Origin of the sequence: Pseudomonas sp. HPB0071 (genome assembly GCF_000478505.2) — a bacterium.
GTDB lineage: Bacteria > Pseudomonadota > Gammaproteobacteria > Pseudomonadales > Pseudomonadaceae > Chryseomonas > Chryseomonas luteola.
The window spans coordinates 1,522,436-1,540,981 of sequence record NZ_KI517367.1; the positions used below are offsets into that span (position 1 = coordinate 1,522,436).

The window sequence follows — 18,546 nt, forward strand, 5'->3', positions numbered from 1 at the left end:
GGCTATAATACTCAGCTTATTTTTGCCCGCCTATGCCTTCGTGGAAGGGTGTTTATGTCCGGAAAAGCGCAACAGCAATCTCGTCTTAAAGAGTTGATCGCCCGCGGTCGCGAGCAGGGTTACCTGACGTACTCGGAAGTCAACGATCACCTGCCGGAGGATATCTCCGATCCAGAACAGGTGGAAGACATCATCCGCATGATCAACGACATGGGGATCAACGTATTCGAAACAGCTCCGGATGCGGATACCCTACTGCTCGCAGAAGCGGATACCGATGAAGCCGCCGCTGAAGAAGCCGCCGCCGCACTGGCAGCAGTTGAAAGCGATGTTGGTCGTACCACCGACCCCGTGCGCATGTACATGCGTGAGATGGGTACCGTTGAACTCTTGACCCGTGAAGGCGAAATCGAAATCGCCAAGCGTATCGAGGAAGGTATCCGTGAAGTCATGAGCGCTATCGCTCACTTCCCGGGCTCGGTTGAATACATTCTCAGCGAATATGATCGGGTTACGTCCGAAGGCGGTCGCCTGTCTGACGTTCTCAGCGGCTACATCGATCCCGATGACGGCACGCTGCCTGAGAGCGAAAGCGATGACATTCCTGTGCCCAAGGCCAAGGATGCCGCTGCAGCCCAGAGCGACGACGAAGAAGAAAGCGAGAGCGATGATTCCGAGGAAGAGACCGAAAGCGGTCCGGACCCGGAAGAAGCTCGTCAGCGCTTCGCAGCCGTAGCCGAACAACTGGAGAAAACCCAAAAGGCGCTCCAGAAGCATGGCCGTAGCAGCGATCAGGCCATTGAAGAGCTAGTGGCCCTGGCCACGCTGTTCATGCCGATCAAGCTGGTACCCAAGCAGTACGAGATACTGGTAGGCCGCGTTCGCGAGTCGCTGGATCGTGTTCGTGCCCAGGAACGCGCCATCATGCAGCTGTGTGTACGTGATGCACGTATGCCCCGCGCTGATTTCCTGCGTTCGTTCCCGAGCAACGAAACCAACCTTGAGTGGGTAGACAAGGTTCTCAAGAACAAGCCCAAGTATGCCGAAGCGATTGAGCGCCTGCGTCCTGATATCCAGCGCAACCAGGAAAAGCTGATTGCCCTGCAAAAGGAGCTTGATCTGACAGTTGCCGAGATCAAGGAGATCAACCGCAACATGTCCATCGGCGAAGCCAAGGCTCGTCGGGCGAAAAAAGAGATGGTTGAGGCCAACCTGCGTCTCGTGATTTCGATCGCCAAGAAGTACACAAACCGTGGCTTGCAGTTCCTTGATCTGATCCAAGAAGGCAACATCGGTCTGATGAAGGCGGTAGACAAGTTCGAATACCGCCGCGGCTACAAGTTCTCCACCTATGCGACCTGGTGGATTCGTCAGGCGATTACCCGCTCCATTGCGGACCAGGCACGGACCATCCGTATTCCGGTTCACATGATCGAGACGATCAACAAGCTCAATCGTATTTCCCGCCAGATGTTGCAGGAAATGGGTCGCGAGCCGACGCCGGAAGAGCTGGGTGAGCGTATGGATATGCCTGAGGACAAGATCCGCAAGGTATTGAAGATCGCTAAAGAGCCAATCTCCATGGAAACACCGATTGGTGATGATGAAGATTCGCACCTGGGTGACTTCATCGAAGACTCCACCATGCAGTCTCCGATCGAGGTAGCGACCAGCGAAAGCCTGAAGGAAGCGACTCGCGATGTACTGGCAGGACTGACGGCTCGTGAAGCCAAGGTACTGCGCATGCGTTTCGGCATCGATATGAATACTGACCATACGCTTGAAGAGGTCGGTAAGCAGTTCGATGTGACACGCGAGCGTATTCGTCAGATCGAAGCCAAGGCTTTGCGTAAGCTGCGTCATCCGTCTCGTAGCGAGCATCTTCGCTCGTTCCTCGACGAGTAAATGAAAAACCGGAGCAAACGCTCCGGTTTTTTTATGCGCTTTATTTTGCCATTTGCTTCTATATGGGTATAATGCGCCCCTCTCGTAGGGCCTGTAGCTCAGTCGGTTAGAGCAGAGGACTCATAATCCTTTGGTCGAGAGTTCGAGTCTCTCCGGGCCCACCAGAAATTCGAAAGTATTACAGGGGCGTCGCCAAGCGGTAAGGCAGCAGGTTTTGATCCTGCCATGCGTTGGTTCGAATCCAGCCGCCCCTGCCATATCTCAGCGCCAAGCGCGCAATAAAAAAGGCTTACCTCGGTAAGCCTTTTTTATTTCTGCTCTCCTTACGCCTTCAGACCTGACGATCCGGAGGCCGAGCCCTGCGCGGAATGCATACCTGTCTCTACCAGGGTCAACCTCGGCTTGGCCGATTCAGTCGCCGTCGACTCGCCGAGAGGAAGCGTCACGCTGAACGTAGCCCCCTGTCCTTCGATGCTGCTGACACCTATCGTGCCACGGTGCGCCTTGACGATCTGATCGGCGATATAAAGCCCCAAGCCCAGCCCTGCAACGCCTTCGCTTCCACTAGCGCGCTCAAACTGGCGGAAAATACGCTCCTGATTCTCAGGCGAGATACCGATACCAAAGTCCCGTACGCTAAGTACAGCACAGCCGTCCTTGACATCCAGTTTCACATGAACGGGCTTGCCTGCACCGTAGCGCATGGCATTGGTAAGCAGATTGGCAACAACCTGCTCGATTCGGAATTCGTCCCACTCCCCTTCGATGTATTCGGGAAGCTCTACCGTGACGTCACAGCCAGTCGCGTTGAGTTGCGGCATGAAATTTTCGACGATACTGGAAACCAGTTTCACCAGATCGAAACGGGAAGGTCGGATAGACAACTTGCCCGTCCGGATACGGGATACGTCGAGCATGTCATCAATCAGACGTACCAGCTTTTGTACCTGACGCTCGTCCCGCTCGACCATCTCCATCAGCTTTTCAGGCGTAAAAGCTGCCATATTGTTCTTGCCCAGGTAGATTTTGCGCAGCTGGGCTTCAAGAATCAGGGTATTGAGCGGGGTCTTCAGCTCATGAGAAACGATAGACATGAAGTCGTCGCGCATCCGCACCGCATGCTGCAATTCAACTTGCGTCTGGCGCAGCTCGGCCAGCAGTACCTCCTGCTCCTGACGGCTACGCTCAAGCGCCTCAAGCTGACGCCGCATGCCCTTGCGGTGCCGGTACAGGTCCACGAATACGCTGACCTTACTCTTGACCGCATGGATGTCGAGCGGCTTGTAAAGAAAGTCTACAGCTCCGCTCTCATAGCCTTTGAAGGCATAGTTGCGGTCATGACCGGCAGCACTGACAAAGACGATTGGAATATGTTTGGTCTTCTCGGTACTTCGCATCATTTCGGCAAGCTCGAAGCCGTTCATGACCGGCATCTGCACGTCCAGAATGGCAAGCGCAAATTCGTGTACGAGCAATAGCTCAAGCGCAGCCTCGGCAGAACCTGCCTTGAATACAGAGAGGTCCTCGTGTTTCAACAACGCCTCAAGTGCCAAAAGATTCTCTGGAAGATCGTCAACGATGAGAATCTTTGCTGTATTCACTTCTTTAAGCATTGTTCTGTTCCAGCTCGACGAGCAATGTATTAATGTCTCTGACAGGCAAAATGAAATCAGGAGTAAACAACTTGAGAGCCGCTTCCGGCATCGTAGGCACGAAGGCTTCAGCCGGATCCTGAACCACGGTCAACCCACCGGCACGGTGGATCGCTCTCAAGCCTGCCGCGCCGTCCTCATTGGCTCCGGTCAGTAGAACACCACAAAGGTGCTCGCCAAATACGTCTGCAGCACTTTCGAACAATACGTCGATTGAAGGCCGCGAAAAGTGCACACGCTCTTCCCGGCTCAGGGAGAGCGTTTTGTCCTGTTCGATCAGCAGATGGTACCCAGGCGGCGCAAAGTACAGCGTGCCAGGGTGCAGCGGTTCCTTTTCATCTGCTTCCTTAACGTCTATCTCCAGACGCAGCCGGAAAATTTCCGCTAGTTTACTGTCCTTGTCCTCGGGCATGTGTACTACCACGACGATAGGCAGGCGAAAAGTTTCGACCAAGCCGACCAATAGTACACTAAGTGCTTGTAGCCCACCCGCGGAAGCGCCTACAACAATTGCTTCAATTTGCCGCTGCGGCAGCGAAAAGAGGGTATCCGGCCCTTGTTTCATGACGATTATAACCGCCTGAAAAGTCGTTCTTTTTTGACGACCGGTTCGAAATGACCCGCATAGGCAGAGAAATCGAGCGACTCCTTGCTGCCGAGTCCGAGAAAGCCTCGGTGGCACAGCGACTCATGAAACAAACCGAACGCGCGATTCTGCAAGCCTTTGTTGAAATAGATCAGAACATTTCGGCAGGAGATGAAGTGCGTCTCAGAAAACACCATGTCCGTAGCCAGGCTATGGTCGGCAAAGGTGACATTGGCCATCAGTGACTTATCAAACAGCGCCCCATCGTAGGCGGCTGTGTAATAGTCGGAAAAGGAATTCTTACCGCCGGCCAGCTGATAGCTTTGTGTGTATTTACGCACCCGCTCCAGCGGAAAGACGCCCTGCCGGGCGCGATCCAGCGATTGTGGATTGATATCGGTGGCGTAAATCAACGTACGGTCCAGCAGCCCCTCTTCCTTGAAGAGGATGGCCATGGAGTAGACTTCCTCCCCCGTACTGCACCCGGCAATCCAGATCTTGAGCGATGGATAGGTCTTGAGCACAGGGACTACGTGCTCTCGAATGGCCAGGTAATAGGTGGGGTCACGAAACATCTCGCTGACCGGAATCGTCAGGAACTGGAGCAGCTCGCTGAACAGTTGCGGATCATGCAGCACGCGAGCCTGCAGCTCTGAAATGGTTTCGCATTCAAACTTCGACAGCGCATGGAGCACCCGGCGCTTGAGCGAAGCGCCGGAATAATCCCGAAAGTCGTAGCTGTATTTGAGATAGATACCCTCGATGAGCAAGCGCAGCTCAATATCCAGGGTACGGTCGGGACACATGGTTACAGCTTCTCCAGTGACGGCATCCATACCCTGATTAATGAAAACAGTCGGTTCAGATCGACAGGCTTGGCCAGATAGTCATTGGCACCGGCACGCAGACAACGCTCCTGGTCGTCCTTCATGGCCTTGGCAGTAATGGCAATAATGGGCAGTTTTTGCAGGTAAGGAATCTTGCGAATTTCCTGCATGGCCTGATAGCCGTCCATCATTGGCATCATGATGTCCATGAGTACAAGATCAATACCCTCAATCGTTTGTACCTTCTCCACCGCCTCAAGACCGTTACGGGCGATTTCGACGATCGCTCCCTTTTGCTCGAGCGCACTGGTAAGGGCAAAGATATTGCGTACGTCGTCATCTACCAACAGGAGCTTACGACCTTCGAATGCCTTGTCGCGGCTGCGGGCAGTCTTGAGCATTTTCTGGCGCTCAGGCGGCATGTCGGCTTCGATCTTGTGCAGGAAGAGTGTGACCTCATCCAGCAGACGCTCGGGCGAACGGGCTCCTTTGATGATGATCGAGCGCGAGTACTTCATCAGGTTCGCTTCTTCATCACGGGTCAGACTGCGCCCGGTATAGACAATGACCGGCGGGAAGGAGCAGATCTCTTCATTGGCCATGCGCTCAAGCAGCTCGTTGCCTTCCATATCGGGCAGTTTGAGGTCGATTACCATGCAGTCATAGATATTGTTGCGCAGCAGCTCAAGCGCTTCCTGGCCAAGCTCCACTGCCGTGATTTCCACATCCGAATCACCGATGAGCTTGGTGATGCTGTCGCGCTGCAGCGCATCGTCTTCGACCAGGAGAATGCGCTTCATCTTCTGCGAAAACTTGGCTTCGAGTCGACTGAAGACGGTCTTGAGCTCATCACGGGTGGTAGGCTTCATGGCATAGCCAACGGCCCCCATGTGCATGGCGGCCTCGACCCGATCCTCAACCGATACCACATGCACCGGAATATGCCGTGTATGGGGATTCTCCTTGAGCCGCTCAAGCACGGTAAGGCCTGAATGGTCGGGCAGGCGCATGTCCAGCAGAATGGCATCTGGCGTGAACTCGGTTGCGACGTCGAAGCCTTCATCGGCCCCATGTGCCACCAGGCAGCTGTATTTCAGCTCATGGGCCAGATCGTAAAGGATACGTGCAAACTGTGGCTCGTCCTCAATCACCAGCACCTTGCGATCCGGGAAGGGGAATTTTTCACGGTCATCCGGGAATGGTCTCGGGCGAGCCGGGTTTATTTCATCGGTCTTCGGTACTTGCGCCGATGACGGCGCGGCAGCGACCGGTGCAGCAACCGCTACTGGAGCTGGCGACTCGCTGACAGAACGTGGCGCGGGGGCTGCCTGAACACGGGGAGCAGGTGCGTCGGCAATGAGTGGCTGCTCATACTGCAGGGGTAGGCGCAAGGTGAAGGTACTGCCTTGCTGCGGAACGCTCTGCACTTCAATGGAGCCCCCCAGCAGCTTGGCCAGATCGCGAGAAATGGAAAGCCCTAGACCGGTACCGCCGTAACGACGGGTCGTTGCGCCATCGGCCTGACGGAAGGCTTCAAAGATGACTTCCTGCTGATCTGGCGCAATCCCAATACCCGAGTCGGTGACCGCAAACGCGACCTGGTTCCGGTCGAGTGTCACCTTGAGCGTGACGCCGCCTCGCTCGGTAAACTTGAATGCATTGGAAAGCAGGTTCTTGAGAATCTGTTCGATACGCTGCCGGTCCGAGTACACAAAGCCAGGCAGATCGTCGGCAAGATCCACCGTGAAAGACAGCTCACGGCTATCGGCCACGGGATTGAACGCGTTTTTCAGGGTGTCGACAACACGCTTGACGGACACCTGCTCAGGCCTGATTTCCAGCATGCCTGCCTCGACCTTGGAAATGTCGAGGATATCGTTGATCAGGTTGAGCAGGTCATTGCCAGCAGAATAGATGGACTCTGCAAAACGGACCTGCTCGGCAGTAAGGTTCGCATCCGTGTTATCGGCCAGCAGCTTGGCCAGGATAAGCGAGCTGTTGAGCGGTGTCCGTAGTTCATGGGACATGTTGGCCAGGAATTCGGACTTGTATTGGCTAGCCCGCTCAAGCTCGCGAGCCCGATCTTCCAGTTCAGTCTGCGCTGCGTTGAGCAGGTTGTTGCGCTCGTCGAGCATGTCGCGCTGCTGTTGCAGCTCATGGGTCTGCTCGGAGAGCTGCTCGTTGGTCTGCTCAAGCTCGGCCTGCTGCTGCTCGAGGTGCGCCTGAGACTCCTTGAGCGCACGGGACTGCTCTTCGAGCTCTTCGTTGGCGGTGCGGAGTTCTTCCTGCTGTACCTGCAGTTCTTCGTTGAGCTGCTGGGTCTCGGCCAACAGCTTTTGCAGACGCTGGCGATACTTGCCGGCCTCGATGGAAGAACCAATCGCTGAGGAGACAAGCTTGAGCAACTCGGTATCCCGCGCTTCCAGACTGCGGGTAAAGCCGAGCTCCACCACGCCATTGACCATGCCATCGCTTTCAATCGGTACGATCAGGGCCGCTGCGGCAGTGGTCTCGCCGACGGCCGAGCTGACCTTCAGATAATCACGCGGCAGATCCTTTAGCTCAATGATGCGCGACTCCAGAGCCGCCTGTCCCACCAGGCTTTCACCCAAGGCCAGCGTGCGTCTCGTGGAAAGGTTCTCTTCGCTCAACGCATATTCGGCTACGCGCTCCAGCTTACGGTTATCGTCCTGGACGATATAGATCGCCCCTGCAGAAGCACCCAGGTAGCGGGCCAGGAACTGCAGGATACTTTGCCCCAGCAGTGGCAACGTCTGCTGGCCAATCACCTGTTCGGAGAGCTGCATCTGTCCGGCACGGTACCAAGCTTGCCGTTGCATTTGCTCGGCATGATCGAGCTGCTGATCCAGCGCGGTGGTGTAGGTATTAGACAAGCGCGTCAGCTCACGGCGCCCCAGGAAGGCCAGCAGGCCGCTCAGCAAGAGGCTGACACACAGAAATGACGCAACAATGATGATGGTGGCCTGACTGGCCGTTGAACTACGCTCGGCTCGTTGCTGCTGCTCCAATGCAATGAAATCATTGAAGTCGCGACGGATAGCATCAATCAAGTCTTTGCCTTCGCCGTCGCGTACGTGCTTCATGAAGTCGCCGTTCTGCTGATTCAACGCGATCATTCGAGACGCATATTCACGCCAGGAACGATGCAAGCTTTCAATGCGCTCAAGCCGACGTAGCTGGACCTCGTTATCTGAAACCAGACTTTTCAGCTCATCCAACTGAGGCTGAAACGTAGCCTGTGCACGCTGGTAGGGCTCAAGAAAGGATTGATCATCACTTAGCAGATAACCCCGCATACCTGTTTCCAGATCTACCGCGAGCCTGAATACATTGTTACTGCTACTGATAACCCGATCGGTATGCTCGATCCACTGGTTTACGGAAAGAAGGTAATAAACGACAGCAACAAAGAACGCCGAAGTAAGAAAACCGATCCCTAATGGCAGAGTCAGGTTACGGCTCAGGATTCGACGAAAGCTTTGCTGATCGACAGGCGACTCACGATTCATGCGTTACTCAATATCAGTCATGAATGAAAAAGCGGCCACCTGCTGCAAGGCAGCCGCAGTACGGCAAGCATGCACGAAAAAACGGAAAGCGAAGCGGCCCGCGTTCAATTAATTCAATCGCGAGCCGGATTATCCATTGACTGGACTAACGTCGAGCGATGATCCAGACAGCATGAATAATGCCTGGAATATAGCCCAAAAGGGTCAGCAGGATGTTCAACCAGAAAGCGCCTCCGAGACCAACCTGCAGGAAAACGCCTAGGGGCGGAAGGATGATGGCGCAGATAATTCTGATCAGGTCCATTTGCAAGCTCCTCGTAACAGGCCGTCGAAACAGCTATAGGACCTATTGCACGGGAGTCGGTTCCTCGAATGCCAGGCAGAAAAAACCCCACCGTAGCGGGGCTTTGCAGACTATGGAGGATTTCCGTATCGGGCACCGTCCTGGCGCAATCCTCTAACTCCCTGTTTTGACTGGGGCGCTTCCTGCGCTGAACTCGATAGCTGAATGATATTCCCTATAAATGTAGGGTTAATAGAGCCAAGTCATGCAACATTCTGTAAGTATTTGCTTACATCAGAATTGCTCAGCCTCCAGCTCATACAACACACCGCTGCCTGCCTTTACCGAAGCCGTCAACGAATGAATGCGAGGTAGCAGTCGGGCAAAGTAGAACCGTGCCGTTGCGAGCTTGCTACTGCGCAGCTCGGCATGATCGTTTTGCAATGCGGCTTCAGCCATGCGCGCCCACAGGTAGGCATAGGCGGTATAACCCAACACATGCAGGTACTCCACCGATGCTGCACCTATCTCGTTCGGATTGGTTTTGGCCTCGTTCATGACCCACTCGGTCAGGGCGTCCAGGTTATCCAGCGCTGCTCGCAGCGGTTCGGCAAACTCGGACGACGTGCCATTCAGTATTTCGATATAGGCTCTGATCTCTTCCGAGAAAGGCCGATACAGGCTTCCCGCCGACCCTACGACCTTGCGCCCCATCAGATCCAGCGCCTGGATACCGTTGGTGCCCTCGTATATCTGGGTAATACGAACGTCTCGTACCAGCTGCTCCTGTCCCCATTCACGAATGTACCCATGCCCACCAAAGATCTGCTGGCCATGCACGCAAATCTCGAGCCCTAGATCTGTCAGGAAAGCCTTGGCTACAGGAGTCAATAGCGCCACCATGCCTTCGGCACGTGAGCGCACCTGAGCATCGTTGCTGAACTTGGCGATATCGAGCTGCATCGCAACATAGGTGGAAAATGCACGACCGCCCTCGTTCAAGGCCTTCATGGTCAACAGCATGCGACGTACGTCAGGATGAACGATGATAGGGTCAGCCGCCTTTTCAGGCGCAGAAGGGCCGGTTGCCGCGCGGCTTTGCAGGCGCTCACGGGCGTACTCAACGGCACTCTGATAGGAACGCTCCCCTGCTCCCAGCCCTTGAATACCTACACCCAGGCGTTCGTAATTCATCATGGTGAACATGGCAGCCAGCCCTTTATTGAGCTCACCGACCAGATAACCCTTGGCGCCATCAAAGTTCATCACGCAGGTACTGGAGCCATGAATACCCATCTTGTGCTCGATGGAGCCGCACGCCAGGGTATTGCGCTCGCCAAGGCTGCCGTCCTCATTGACCAAGACCTTTGGAACGAGGAAAAGTGAAATGCCTCTGGAGCCGGCAGGTGCGTCCGGAAGCTTCGCGAGCACCAGGTGGATGATGTTTTCCGTCAGGTCATGCTCACCGGCTGTAATAAAGATCTTCGTACCGGTAATGGCATAACTGCCATCCGCCTGCGGTTCGGCACGGGTGCGGATGATGCCCAGGTCTGTGCCGGCATGGGGCTCGGTCAGGCACATGGAGCCTGCCCATACACCGGAATAGAGGTTGGGCAGGTACCTCGTTTTCAGCTCTTCGCTGGCATGGGCATGGATGGCCAGGCAACCGCCCGCTGTGAGCATGGGGTACAGGCCAAAGGATAGATTGGCCGCATGGACCATTTCCTCGACCTGAGCAGAAATCACTTTGGGCATGCCCATACCACCGTACTCGGGGTCACCGCCTACGCCTACCCAACCGCCTTCGGCATAGACGGTATACGCCTCCCGGAAGCCTTTTGGCGTAATCACCTTGCCCCCTTCCCAACGGCAGCCCTCTTCATCCCCATTGCGGTTGAGTGGAGACAGGGTGCGGGCAGCCACCTTGGCCGCTTCTTCCAGGATGGCGTCGGCCGTCTCGGTATCGACCCGCTCCGCCAGCTCAGGTAACTGCTGCCACGCCTCCTGCACCTTGAACACATCATTGAGCAGGAAACGGATATCACGTAGGGGAGCTTGGTAGTCAGCCATGGGGCAATCCTCCAGCAGAGGCGCAGGGTATCCGGCGCTTTTTGTGAGTATTCCCTGAGTGTAGCGAACACGCCAAAAGGGCCATAGGTTCATGATGCGACCAGATAGTCAGCTTCGGTCACCCACCCGATCCTTGTTTGAGCCAACAAAAAAGGGACGCTGTTAGCGTCCCTTTTCAAGGTTCTTACAAGCCTGCCTTGGCTTTCAATCGCCACTCGTGAAGCAGCGGCTCGGTATAACCGTTGGGCTGTTCGCGTCCCTTTAGAACCAGGTCCCGGGCGGCCCGGAAGGCATAGGACGTTTCGAAGTTGGGCGCCATGGGACGATACAGGGAGTCACCTGCGTTTTGCTCATCCACGATACGGGCCATCCGCTGCAACGTTTCGATCACCTGTGCCTGATTGGTTACGCCGTGGCGCAACCAATTGGCAATATGCTGACTGGAGATACGCAGTGTGGCGCGGTCTTCCATCAGGCCGACGTTATGGATATCCGGCACCTTGGAACAGCCGACGCCCTGGTCTACCCAGCGCACGACATAACCCAGAATGCCCTGGGCGTTGTTGTCCAGCTCCTGCTGAATCTCCTCGGCAGACCAGTTGGCAGACTCGACAACTGGAATGGTCAGCAAATCGTTCAGGATGCTGTCACGAGCGGCGTTGACATCGACCTGCTCCAGTTCTTGCTGGATCGCCTGCACATCGACCTGATGGTAATGCAGCGCATGCAGGGTCGCAGCCGTAGGCGATGGCACCCAGGCGGTATTGGCGCCAGCTTTAGGATGACCAATCTTTTGCTCCAGCATGGCGGCCATAAGGTCAGGCATGGCCCACATGCCCTTACCGATCTGGGCGCGGCCACGCAGCCCGCAGGACAAACCAACCAAGACGTTGTTGCGCTCGTAGGCGGCGATCCACTTGCTTCCTTTCATGTCGCCCTTGCGCAACATCGCACCCGCTTCCATGCTGGTGTGCATCTCGTCGCCGGTGCGATCCAGGAAACCGGTATTGATAAAGGCCACGCGGGAAGCCGCCTCGGCAATACAGGCCTTGAGGTTGACGCTGGTACGGCGCTCCTCATCCATGATACCCATCTTGATCGTGTCGGCAGGCAGTCCCAGCATGGACTCGACCCGTCCAAACAATTCAGCCGCAAAAGCCACTTCCTTCGGCCCGTGCATCTTTGGTTTCACGATATAAATGGAGCCGGTACGGGAGTTGCCACGGCGCGCCAGATCATGCAGGGCGATGGTAACGGTCATCACCGCATCCATGATGCCTTCAGGAATCTCCTGACCATCGGCATACAGAATGGCCGGGTTGGTCATCAGGTGGCCGACGTTACGTACGAACAGAAGCGAGCGGCCATGCAGCGACAGGCTCTCACCATTGGCCGCCGTATACTCACGGTCCGGGTTGAGCGTACGCGTGAAGCGCTTGTCACCCTTGGTCACCTCTTCGGCCAGATCACCTTTCATCAGGCCCAGCCAGTTACGGTAAGCCAGGACCTTGTCCTGTGCATCCACAGCAGTAATCGAGTCCTCCAGATCCATGATGGTGCTGACGGCCGACTCCATCAGGATGTCCTTCACACCAGCACAGTCGGTCTGGCCGATCTGGGAGTGACGATCGATCTGAATTTCAAAATGCAGACCGTTGTGCTTGAGCAGAATGGCCGATGGTTCGGATGCATCGCCCTGATAGCCGACAAAGGCTGACGGATCGGCCAGCTCGCAGGCCCCATTCTTCATGTCTACCACGAGACGGCCGCCGTCGACCCGGTAGCGCGTTGCCTCTTTATGGGAGCCTTTGGCCAACGGAACGGTTCGGTCCAGGAAGTCGCGGGCGTAAGCGATAACCTTGGCTCCGCGAGCGGGGTTGTAGCCCTTGGCTTTCTCGGCGCCTTCGTCTTCTGGAATGGCATCAGTGCCGTAGAGTGCATCGTAAAGCGAGCCCCAGCGCGCATTCGCAGCGTTCAGGGCATAACGCGCATTGAGCACCGGTACAACCAGCTGCGGACCAGCCTGCTGCGCGATTTCAGTATCGACATTGGCTGTGGTCGCCTGGACCTTCTCCGGCTGCGGCAGCAGGTAGCCAATGGACTCCAGAAAGCGGCGATAGGTCGCCATGTCCTTGATCGGGCCGGGATTGGTACGATGCCAGTCATCCAACTTTGCCTGGATCTGATCACGCTCGGCCAGCAGTGCCTGGTTACGCGGTGCCAGGTCATGCACCAGAGCATCGAAGCCCTGCCAGAAAGCAGCGCTATCGATTCCCGTACCGGGCAACACTTGCTCCTCGACAAAGCGATGCAAGGAGGTGGCTACCTGTAAGCGATGGCAAGAAGTGCGTTGAGTCATGTCGTAATCCCTGTGTTCTTCTTATCGGTTCAACCCAAAACAGCCGCAGCACCCGCTTTGGCCACCTGTGCATCCTGATCGGCCTTGACGCCTGAAACGCCTACCGCGCCGACGACCTGTCCCTCGACCATGACCGGTACACCACCCTCCAGCATGCCAGCCAACACCGGCGCGGACAGAAAGGCAGTGCGTCCGCCGTTGATCATGTCTTCAAACCCTTTGGACTCACGGCGCCCTAGGGCTGCGGTCCGGGCTTTTTCCGTAGAGATGTAGCCGCTGGTTGGCGCGGCATTGTCGAGCCTGAGCAGCGCCAGCGGATGTCCGCCATCGTCCACTACCGCAATGGAGACGGCCCACTGGTTGCGCTCGGCCTCGGCGCGTGCGGCCTCCAGGATGCGATTCACTTCAGTGACGGTCAGGACGGCTTTGCTTTGCATGCAGATTCTCCACGTGAGGATGGTAGGGTTCGGAATTCAGAGCGGCATCGACAATCTCGATCCAATGTCGGACCGGTGTACGACTAACACCGCCCAGATGGGTCTGGCAACCGATATTGGCGGTAACGATCAGATCGGGCTGCCCACTCTCGAGCGCGGCGAGCTTGTTGTCTCGCAACTGACGAGACAGCTCCGGCTGAGTGAGCGAATAGGTGCCGGCAGAGCCGCAGCACAGATGGGCGTCTGGCACCGTCGCCAGCGTATAGCCCAGACGCTGCAAGACCTCTTCTACAGCGCCGCCCAGCTTCTGAGCATGTTGCAGGGTACAGGGGCAATGAAAGGCCAACCGGTGATCCGCACTCACCACCAGCCGCTCCAACGGCTCGGCACGAACCACCTCGACGATATCCTTTGCCAGCTCGGATACCCGGCGGGCCTTGGCGGCATAGGCGGGATCATCCTTCAGCAGATGACCGTAATCCTTGACGAATGCGCCGCAACCGCTGGCCGTCTGCACGATTGCCTCTGCGCCTGCTTCAACGGCAGGCCACCAGGCATCGATATTGCGGCGGGCACGGTCAAGGCCGTCATGCTGGGCATTAAGATGAAACTCAACGGCGCCGCAGCATCCTGCTCGCGGCGCATCGACCACGCTAATCCCCAATCGATCCAGCACCCGCGCCGTTGCAGCGTTGGTGTTGGGCGATAATCCTGGTTGAACACAGCCCTCCAGCATCAACACGTGTCGCTCATGACGTACCGCCGGACGCTCTCCCGCGGGAAGCGGATCGGCAGGAAGCTTGCTCTTTAGCGCATCCGGTAAGAGTGGGCGCAGTGTTTGCCCTACACCCGCCAGCGTCTTGAATAACGCAGGACGCGGTAGCACGGCGCGCAAGCCGGCCCGCAGGAGGCGCTCACTCATGGGGCGAGGCACGCGGCGCTCCAGCTCGGCACGACCGATATCCAGGAGATTGTGGTAAGTCACGCCGGACGGACAGGTCGTCTCACAGTTGCGACAGGTCAGGCAGCGGTCCAGGTGCAGCTGTGTTTTCGTTGTTACGGGTCCGCCTTCCAGCATCTGCTTGATCAGGTAGATACGCCCGCGGGGCCCATCCAGCTCATCGCCCAACAGCTGATAGGTCGGGCAGGTCGCGTTGCAAAAGCCGCAGTGTACGCAGCTACGCAGTACGCGTTCGGCCTCCGCTGCCTGCGGTAGGCGACGTGCTTCTTCACTTAGTATTGTTTGCATTACAGCTCCGCATACAGTCGACCAGGATTGAACAGCCCATGCGGGTCCATTTGCTGCTTGAGCTGACGCTGATATTTGAGAAGCACAGGTGCCAGTGGGTGGAATGGCTCGCGCGTGATATCAGGCGTGAAACAGGTGGCATGCCCCCCGACCTGCTCGACAAGAGGCCTGAGCGTGGCGGTATCCATATCGCTTTTCAGCCACCGCTGGGCACCGCCCCAATCCATCAGGACCGAGCCGGGCAGCTCCAATACGGGGATGTGATTGGGTAGCGACAGGCGCCACAGTGGACGTGGATCAGCGAAAAATTCCAGTCGGTGCTCGCGCAGATCCGTCCAGTACGCAACGGACAGGTCTTCACCTCCAATGCGATCCCGAGCGGCCGCGACAGAACCCTCACCGCCCTCCAGACGAATATGTAATGCGCGGCCATCATGGCAGGCCCCTGCCAGCGGAATGGCCTGGCGCTCCCACTCGGCCAGCTTGCTTAGCGCGCGCGGGGCATCCAGCTCTAACCTTAGACGGGTACACGTCCGCGGCTTGGGCAGAACCTTGAGAGACACCTCGGTGATCAGCCCCAGACAACCAAAACTCCCGGCCAGCAGACGAGACAGGTCATAGCCCGCCACGTTCTTCATGACTTCACCGCCAAAGCGCAGGTGCTTGCCCTCGCCTGTGATGACCCGGGTCCCCAGAACGAAATCCCGTACCGAGCCTACCCAAGGCCGACGCGGGCCGGAAAAGCCCGTCGCAATCATGCCGCCTACCGTCGCGCCCGGTCCGAAATGCGGCGGCTCGCAGGGCAGCATCTGGCCGTTGGCTTCCAGCGCAGCCTCCAACTCAGCCAGTGGAGTGCCCGCCCGTACCGTTACTACAAGCTCAGTGGGATCATAGGTAACGATGCCTCGGTGGGCGCGCACATCGATTTCCATACCGTCTACCGGTCGGCCCAGGTGACGCTTGCTGTCGCCGCCCCGGATGCGCAGCGGCTGACGTTGTTCAATAGCCTGCAGCACTTCGTCCTGAAGCGTCTGAGAAGCATCATGGGAAGCAGTCATGGCGTCCATCAGAAGCGCTCCAGTTCAGGAAAAGGCAGCTTGCCGTGATGTACATGCATGCCGCCAAACTCAGCGCAGCGGTGCAGCGTCGGCACGTTCTTGCCCGGGTTGAGCAATCCCTTCTCATCAAAGGCTTTCTTGACGGCGTGAAATAACGTCAATTCATCAGGCTTGAACTGCGTACACATGGAGTTGATCTTTTCTCGCCCTACGCCGTGCTCACCGGTGATGCTGCCACCTACCTCCACACACAGGTCGAGGATCTTGCCGCCCAGCTCTTCTGCGCGCTCAAGTTCGCCCGGCTGATTGGCATCAAACAGGATCAGCGGATGCATGTTGCCGTCCCCGGCATGGAAGACATTGGCAACCCGCAGGCCGTAGTGCTCGGACAGATCCGCAATTCCCTTGAGAACGCCCGGCAATGCACGGCGGGGAATGGTGCCGTCCATGCAGTAGTAATCGGGAGAAATCCGGCCTACTGCCGGGAATGCGTTTTTGCGGCCTGCCCAGAATTTCTGCCGCTCGGCCTCGTCCCGGGCCAGCCGAATCTCGGTGGCTCCGGCCCGCGCCAGGACATCACGAACGCAATCGCAGTCAGCATGAACGTCAGACTCCACCCCATCCAGCTCACACAGGAGGATAGCCTCGGCGTCCACCGGATAGCCTGCATGGATGAAATCTTCCGCCGCCCGAATGGAGAGGTTATCCATCATTTCCAGACCGCCAGGAATGATGCCTGCAGCGATAATATCGCCGACTGCTCGACCGGCTTTTTCAATACTGTCGAAGCTGGCCATCAACACCTTGGCCGTTTGTGGCTTGGGCAGAAGCTTGACGGTCACCTCCACCACCACGCCTAGAAGCCCCTCCGAACCCGTGAACAAGGCCAGCAGATCAAACCCGGGCGTGTCCAGCGCCTCACTACCCAGGGTCAGACGCTCTCCCTCAATGGTCACAATGTCGACCTTCAGGATGTTATGCACCGTAAGTCCATACTTCAGGCAGTGCACGCCCCCTGCGTTCTCAGCCACATTGCCGCCAATGGAACAGGCGATCTGGGAGGACGGGTCCGGGGCGTAATACAGCCCGTAAGGATTGGCTGCCTGGGAAATCGCCAGGTTACGCACGCCGGGCTGAACCCGTGCACGGCGCGCATCCGGGTCAACTTCAAGGATCCGATTGAATTTCGCCATGACCAGCAGCACGCCCTGCTCCAGCGGCAGAGCACCACCGGAAAGCCCCGTCCCTGCTCCCCGCGCAACGACTGGGACGTTACGCTCATGGCAGAGCCGCATTAAGGTCTGCACCTGCTCAATGGTATTCGGGAGCACGACGGCCATGGGCGTCGTGCGGTATGCCGACAAGCCATCACACTCGTAGGGTTTCAGGTCTTCGCGTGCGTGGAGGAGCTGAACGCCGGGCAACGCGGCCTCCAATGCCTTAATCAGACTAGCCTTGTCGACCTTGGGCAGTACGCCATCGACGCGTTCGTCATACAGGATATTCATTGCCAGAGTACCGATCTTGTTGTTTTTGTGCCGGAGGGCCTGGGCCTTTCAAGGCTACGTGCTTTTCTTTTACTCCCCGTTTGCCAAGACGTCTATGCCACTAAAAGCTGGTCAGACCAGTTTTTCAATACTCAGTCTTAGCCGAAAGTCTTAGGCCCACAGGCGCCATGCACCTTGACGAAAGACCAGACACTCATGCCCACTAAGTCTTTACCAACTGGTCAGACCAGAGCCATGAGCACTCTTGAAGTCACCAAGCGAAGACAGGTTGCCGATGCTGTAAGCGAGCAAATCGAACGGTTGATCGTCGATGGCGTATTAAAGGTCGGGCAAGCCCTGCCCTCCGAGCGTCGCCTGTGCGACAAGCTGGGGGTTTCGCGGGCGGCCCTGCGTGAAGGACTCGGTGTGCTGAGAGCAAGGGGCATCATTGAAACCAGCCAGGGCCGCGGCTCCTTTGTAGCTCGCCTTAGCGCCTCGAATGACACCAGCCCACTGCTGCACCTGTTTGGCAGTCAACCCCGTACGCTCTTCGATCTGCTCGAAGTGCGCGCCCTGCTCGAAGGAGAAGCCGCCCGGTTGGCAGCCTTGCGCGGTACAGAGGCGGACTTTGTGTTGATTGGCCGACGTTATCAGGCGCTGTGCGAGGCTTGTGAAAACCCGGAAGCGTTGGACGCAGATACCCATGCCCGACTGGACCATGCGTTTCATCTCGCCATCAGCGAGGCGTCACACAATCCCGTCCTGGTGCATACCCTCCAGTCGTTGAATGATCTGCTGCTCGGATCGGTGTTTGCCTGTATCGCCAACCTCTATCACCGCCCGCCGCAACGCAGGCAGATCGACCGCCAGCACACCCGCCTCTATCAGACTGTTACCCAGCGTTTGCCCGATCAGGCCCGTCGCGCGGCGCTCGACCATATCCACAGTATTCGTGACAATCTACGAGAGATCGAACAGGAAGAGCAACGTCTGGTTCGCGCAACAATGCGGCTGGAGGGATGGGTCTAACCATTCGGGCAGGTTTATTGCCCTATAGCCATTATTGCGACACAGTTCACGGTAATGTATGGTCTAGTTCGGCA

The 18,546-nt window shown here is 57.1% G+C and carries 13 protein-coding genes and 2 tRNA genes; 4 read left to right on the forward strand and 11 right to left on the reverse strand.

Translation table 11 applies throughout. From position 1 onward, the window contains the following. Positions 1-54: 54 nt before the first annotated feature. The 3 genes from rpoD to HMPREF1487_RS07340 all read left to right on the forward strand — a co-directional run bounded on the left by rpoD (position 55) and on the right by HMPREF1487_RS07340 (position 2,162). Complete coding sequence (rpoD, locus tag HMPREF1487_RS07330; RefSeq protein WP_010795991.1) at positions 55-1,905, forward strand: RNA polymerase sigma factor RpoD; 1,851 nt, start codon at positions 55-57, stop codon at positions 1,903-1,905. An 87-nt stretch (positions 1,906-1,992) separates the two neighbouring features. Further along, positions 1,993-2,069: transfer RNA gene (locus HMPREF1487_RS07335), tRNA-Ile, on the forward strand. Positions 2,070-2,087: 18 nt separating this feature from the next. Beyond that, positions 2,088-2,162 (forward strand) — tRNA-Gln (locus HMPREF1487_RS07340). A 66-nt stretch (positions 2,163-2,228) separates the two neighbouring features. Here the strand turns inward: HMPREF1487_RS07340 and HMPREF1487_RS07345 are convergent. The 11 genes from HMPREF1487_RS07345 to glcD form a co-directional block, all read right to left on the reverse strand. Further along, a complete protein-coding gene (locus tag HMPREF1487_RS07345) occupies positions 2,229-3,518 on the reverse strand; it encodes a hybrid sensor histidine kinase/response regulator (protein ID WP_010795992.1) in 1,290 nt (429 codons plus the stop codon). Continuing rightward, positions 3,511-4,122: a chemotaxis protein CheB gene (locus HMPREF1487_RS07350; RefSeq protein WP_010795993.1), complete on the reverse strand. Its 612-nt coding sequence runs from the start codon at positions 4,120-4,122 to the stop codon at positions 3,511-3,513. The genes HMPREF1487_RS07345 and HMPREF1487_RS07350 overlap by 8 nt, the downstream gene beginning before the upstream one ends. Positions 4,123-4,127: 5 nt before the next feature. Next, positions 4,128-4,949: a CheR family methyltransferase gene (locus tag HMPREF1487_RS07355; RefSeq protein WP_010795994.1), complete on the reverse strand. Its 822-nt coding sequence runs from the start codon at positions 4,947-4,949 to the stop codon at positions 4,128-4,130. Between the two features lie 2 nt (positions 4,950-4,951). Further along, entirely contained in the window at positions 4,952-8,500 is a 3,549-nt protein-coding gene (locus HMPREF1487_RS07360; protein ID WP_010795995.1) for a response regulator, read from the reverse strand. A 145-nt stretch (positions 8,501-8,645) separates the two neighbouring features. Beyond that, positions 8,646-8,804, reverse strand: coding sequence for a YqaE/Pmp3 family membrane protein (locus HMPREF1487_RS26705; RefSeq protein ID WP_010795996.1), 159 nt, complete (start codon positions 8,802-8,804; stop codon positions 8,646-8,648). A 273-nt stretch (positions 8,805-9,077) separates the two neighbouring features. Then, positions 9,078-10,853, reverse strand: a complete 1,776-nt coding sequence (locus tag HMPREF1487_RS07370) for an acyl-CoA dehydrogenase C-terminal domain-containing protein (RefSeq protein WP_010795997.1) — start codon at positions 10,851-10,853, stop codon at positions 9,078-9,080. A 184-nt stretch (positions 10,854-11,037) separates the two neighbouring features. Further along, positions 11,038-13,212, reverse strand: a complete 2,175-nt coding sequence (locus HMPREF1487_RS07375; RefSeq protein ID WP_010795998.1) for a malate synthase G — start codon at positions 13,210-13,212, stop codon at positions 11,038-11,040. A gap of 29 nt (positions 13,213-13,241) precedes the next feature. After that, positions 13,242-13,649 (reverse strand): heme-binding protein, encoded by a 408-nt coding sequence (locus HMPREF1487_RS07380; RefSeq protein ID WP_010795999.1) that lies wholly within the window; start codon positions 13,647-13,649, stop codon positions 13,242-13,244. Continuing rightward, positions 13,618-14,898, reverse strand: a complete 1,281-nt coding sequence (gene glcF / locus HMPREF1487_RS07385) for a glycolate oxidase subunit GlcF (protein WP_010796000.1) — start codon at positions 14,896-14,898, stop codon at positions 13,618-13,620. The genes HMPREF1487_RS07380 and glcF overlap by 32 nt, the downstream gene beginning before the upstream one ends. Continuing rightward, positions 14,898-15,956, reverse strand: a complete 1,059-nt coding sequence (gene glcE / locus HMPREF1487_RS07390; protein WP_037030558.1) for a glycolate oxidase subunit GlcE — start codon at positions 15,954-15,956, stop codon at positions 14,898-14,900. Before glcE ends, glcF begins: the two co-directional genes overlap by 1 nt. A gap of 8 nt (positions 15,957-15,964) precedes the next feature. Next, entirely contained in the window at positions 15,965-17,464 is a 1,500-nt protein-coding gene (gene glcD / locus HMPREF1487_RS07395; protein ID WP_010796002.1) for a glycolate oxidase subunit GlcD, read from the reverse strand. A 234-nt stretch (positions 17,465-17,698) separates the two neighbouring features. Between glcD and glcC the strand changes: the two genes are divergently transcribed. Continuing rightward, a complete protein-coding gene (glcC, locus tag HMPREF1487_RS07400) occupies positions 17,699-18,472 on the forward strand; it encodes a transcriptional regulator GlcC (RefSeq protein ID WP_010796003.1) in 774 nt (257 codons plus the stop codon). Positions 18,473-18,546: the final 74 nt, after the last annotated feature.

Bases quoted from the DNA above. Each gene is read 5' to 3' on its own strand.
- glcF (WP_010796000.1), bottom strand. From the start codon at position 14,898: ATGCAAACAATACTAAGTGAAGAAGCACGTCGCCTACCGCAGGCAGCG.
- HMPREF1487_RS07380 (WP_010795999.1), bottom strand. From the start codon at position 13,649: ATGCAAAGCAAAGCCGTCCTGACCGTCACTGAAGTGAATCGCATCCTG.
- HMPREF1487_RS26705 (WP_010795996.1), bottom strand. From the start codon at position 8,804: ATGGACCTGATCAGAATTATCTGCGCCATCATCCTTCCGCCCCTAGGC.
- HMPREF1487_RS07355 (WP_010795994.1), bottom strand. From the start codon at position 4,949: ATGTGTCCCGACCGTACCCTGGATATTGAGCTGCGCTTGCTCATCGAG.
- HMPREF1487_RS07370 (WP_010795997.1), bottom strand. From the start codon at position 10,853: ATGGCTGACTACCAAGCTCCCCTACGTGATATCCGTTTCCTGCTCAAT.
- HMPREF1487_RS07350 (WP_010795993.1), bottom strand. From the start codon at position 4,122: ATGAAACAAGGGCCGGATACCCTCTTTTCGCTGCCGCAGCGGCAAATT.
- HMPREF1487_RS07345 (WP_010795992.1), bottom strand. From the start codon at position 3,518: ATGCTTAAAGAAGTGAATACAGCAAAGATTCTCATCGTTGACGATCTT.
- HMPREF1487_RS07360 (WP_010795995.1), bottom strand. From the start codon at position 8,500: ATGAATCGTGAGTCGCCTGTCGATCAGCAAAGCTTTCGTCGAATCCTG.
- glcC (WP_010796003.1), top strand. From the start codon at position 17,699: ATGAGCACTCTTGAAGTCACCAAGCGAAGACAGGTTGCCGATGCTGTA.
- glcE (WP_037030558.1), bottom strand. From the start codon at position 15,956: ATGACTGCTTCCCATGATGCTTCTCAGACGCTTCAGGACGAAGTGCTG.
- rpoD (WP_010795991.1), top strand. From the start codon at position 55: ATGTCCGGAAAAGCGCAACAGCAATCTCGTCTTAAAGAGTTGATCGCC.
- HMPREF1487_RS07375 (WP_010795998.1), bottom strand. From the start codon at position 13,212: ATGACTCAACGCACTTCTTGCCATCGCTTACAGGTAGCCACCTCCTTG.
- glcD (WP_010796002.1), bottom strand. From the start codon at position 17,464: ATGAATATCCTGTATGACGAACGCGTCGATGGCGTACTGCCCAAGGTC.